Raw genomic sequence first — 3,224 nt, 5'->3', positions numbered from 1 at the left:
TTACTTTTTCCGGGGTTGAATTATACGGATAAGTTTTTTGTCAATTCTCAACCTTTAAAGGAAGGTAATCTATTGATTTTTTATTAACCGTCTTATAGCCACCCATTCTTTCAGCATATCTCTTGCATCTTGTGCAGGGTAGCCCAAAACGGTTTTTCCTGCTTCTACATCATTCATTACGCCAGAGCCGGCACCCACGGTAGCACCGGAATGAATGGTGGTATGATCTTTTATTGAGGCACTTCCGCCAATGATGACACCATCGCCTAAGGTAACAGAACCTGCTAATCCGCTATGTCCGGCCATAATACAGGAGCGTCCCATAATACTGTTGTGCGCAATTTGTACCAGGTTGTCTATTTTACAACCATCGCCCACAATAGTGGAACTAAATTTTGCCCTGTCTACACAAGAATTGGCACCAATTTCAACATAATGGCCAATGATCACATTGCCAATTTGTGGAATTTTTACCAGGCCTCTACCATCCTCACTGGGTCTGTACCCAAAACCATCGGCTCCGATACTCACATTGGTATGAAAGATACAATGGCTCCCAATGATACAACGTTCACGTATCACGGTCCCGGACCAGGCAATGGTATTATTGCCGATAATTGTTTCATCAAAGACGCACACATTTGGGTATAAAACAACCCCACTTCCCAATTCAACATCTTTGCCAACATAACAATTAGCCCCAATTTTACAGTTCTCACCAATTTTTGCCGTTTTGTGTATCACTGCAGTTGGATGTATATCTGTATCGAATACAGGGGGTGGCGGATTAAAAAGTTCTAAGATTTTGGCCATCGCCAAATCGGCATTTTTTACTTTAATAAATGCCCTATCCGCTCCCGGTTCAATAGGTATCTTGTCATTTACAACAGCGGCGCAGGCTTTGGATTCTGTCCAGAATTTAGCGTATTTACTACTGCCAATAAAGGTGATCTGATTGCTGTTTGCTTTTTGTAATTCTTCCGGACCCTCAATTGTTTGGGTAGTTGTACCAATTAATTCTCCTTGTAAGATGTCGTTGATTTCACTAATGGTGTATGATGGCATGCGTTTTTATAGTTTAGTTGAGCACCAATTTAAGGGAAAAAAAGTAAAACCCGGATTGTTTTAAAATGATACTGAAAGGAATTTTGATTGAAATTTCCTAATTATCAGTTTTATTTAAACCACCACATCTCGTCGCCTAATTCTTTCTCCTTCCTTGAACTGAAAGGTGCCAATTATTCCTGCAAAACCTGCAATGGCAATGGCAACTTGTGTTATTGTAAGTAACTGTTCGGCTTCTTCCATCTTATTTAATCTAAGGCACCTATGTACCACCCGGATGTACAGTTTATTAGGCTGCCAATTTCAAATTCTCCTTTTCTTTCAATGAGCCTAGTTTTATAAATAGATACTGTTTCACCCCAAAGACTGGAAGATCTTTAGAACTGGGGCAGATGAATTATGGTGCCTGGATTAAAATTCTATAAAGAGGTAGATCTAAACATGCTGATCCAACAGAATCATATTCCCATCGGGGTCTAACAGGGTAATACTTGCGGGACCATCCGTACCTTCTGCGATCTCATTTGCCAAAGCTACTCCTTGTTCCTTTAAGTGATGTTGTATTTCTCTAACATCATCAAATTGTTCAAGCTTGCTGGCATTACTATCCCAACCAGGATTAAAGGTTAAAATATTATTTTCGAACATCCCCTGAAATAAGCCAAGTAGTGAATGTTCGTTTTTCATGATGAGATAATTTTTTCCCATTTCTCCGGCAAAAACGGTGAATCCAAGTTTTTCGTAAAACTCTTTGGAAGACTTGAGGTCCTTTACACTCAAGCTAACTGAAAATGCTCCTAATTTCATGATGTATATTTTAATTGATTATGTGAGATAGATCCTTGCCAAAGGTTTACCCCATTAAGGCGAATGAAATTGCCATGAAAGCAACTCAAATGACATAGACGATCATTTTTCTAATTCAAGGGCCAGGTCTTTCTTGTTCGCAAAACATCTGAGTTAAGTTACAATTTTATTTTAGTACGTTTTGGACGAGTCCGATACTAGTTTGTGAATCTCAGTAAGTTCACTCTTGGTTAGATGTCTCCATGTACCTAAAGGAACGTCTAAATTAATATTCATGATACGATACCGCTCTAATTGGAGAACCTTGTTTCCCAGATGTTCACACATGCGCCTTATCTGCCGGTTCATACCCTGCGTTAGAATAATTCTAAAGCGGAAGGTATCGATCTGTTCCACAAAACATTTCCGGGTAACGGTTCCCAAAATAGGAACCCCATTCCCCATTTTTTGTATAAACGATTTTGTGATAGGTTCTTTTACAACTACCAGGTATTCCTTTTCATGATGATTTCTACTGCGGAGAATTTTATTTACTATATCGCCATCGCTGGTGAGCAGAATTAAACCCTGACTATCTTTATCAAGCCTTCCAATCGGAAAGATGCGTTCAGGATAATTGATAAAGTCAATTATATTATTTTTCTCTCTTCGGGTGTCTGTAGTGCAAACAATGCCTCTTGGTTTGTTAAAGGCCAGGTATACCAGTTTATTTTCTTTGTCATTAATTAGTTTTCCGTTTAAGCGAATCTCGTCGGCAGGGGATACCTTACTTCCCATTTCCGCCACTACTCCATTAATGGTTACCTGCTTTAAGGCAATTAACTTATCGGCCTCTCTTCGGGAACAAAGTCCGCTTTCACTAAAATACTTATTTATGCGAACCAAATTCTTCTCTTCCATAGTGTCACTAAAATTACTTACAAAGTACGTGTCTTTGATCTCTGTCTTCCTGTTTATCTCTAAAAGGCATATACCCAGGTTTTAAACATTATTGACAACGGTTTTTCTTTTTAGAAACAAAACAATTACAAACACCAGGTAGTAAAGAAACTTAATAAGACCTAAAATAAGTTGTGGAAACAGATTCTTTCTTCTGTCTGAATAATCAGCGAATTTCTCTGCATGGCGCACCATAAATTCGGCGCCAATTATTGGAAAAAGTATTTGTAAAAAAGTAATTCCGAAAAATAAGATCACAAGTATCAGAAGTAATTTCCCGGGATTATTTATCAGCATGGAGTAGCCCCTGTGTAAGGTCCATAGAAGGATCAGGGTAAATACTATAAGACCGATCAGTTCAGGCAACCAAAGGAACTCCTTTGACCCTAAAAATAGGACACTTTGGGCATACC

5 protein-coding genes are annotated in these 3,224 nt (G+C 38.7%); all 5 read right to left on the bottom strand.

The annotated features are described in order from the left end of the window. Window positions 1-69: 69 nt before the first annotated feature. Window positions 70-1,065, bottom strand: a complete 996-nt coding sequence (gene lpxD / locus WBM49_RS00370) for a UDP-3-O-(3-hydroxymyristoyl)glucosamine N-acyltransferase (protein WP_424370071.1) — start codon at window positions 1,063-1,065, stop codon at window positions 70-72. Between the two features lie 114 nt (window positions 1,066-1,179). Then, window positions 1,180-1,308: a hypothetical protein gene (locus WBM49_RS00365; RefSeq protein WP_424370070.1), complete on the bottom strand. Its 129-nt coding sequence runs from the start codon at window positions 1,306-1,308 to the stop codon at window positions 1,180-1,182. A 192-nt stretch (window positions 1,309-1,500) separates the two neighbouring features. Further along, on the bottom strand, window positions 1,501-1,872 hold the full coding sequence (locus WBM49_RS00360) for a VOC family protein (protein WP_424370069.1): 372 nt from the start codon (window positions 1,870-1,872) through the stop codon (window positions 1,501-1,503). A 171-nt stretch (window positions 1,873-2,043) separates the two neighbouring features. Continuing rightward, on the bottom strand, window positions 2,044-2,772 hold the full coding sequence (rluF, locus tag WBM49_RS00355) for a 23S rRNA pseudouridine(2604) synthase RluF (protein WP_424370068.1): 729 nt from the start codon (window positions 2,770-2,772) through the stop codon (window positions 2,044-2,046). 81 nt (window positions 2,773-2,853) lie between these two features. Next, window positions 2,854-3,224: hypothetical protein (locus WBM49_RS00350; RefSeq protein ID WP_424370067.1), on the bottom strand; the 371-nt coding region annotated here is incomplete at its 5' end.

Origin of the sequence: Muriicola sp., assembly GCF_049669965.1 — a bacterium.
Lineage (GTDB): Bacteria > Bacteroidota > Bacteroidia > Flavobacteriales > Flavobacteriaceae > Muriicola.
Note: the sequence above shows the minus strand (reverse complement) of the source record. Positions and strands in the feature narration are given on the sequence as shown.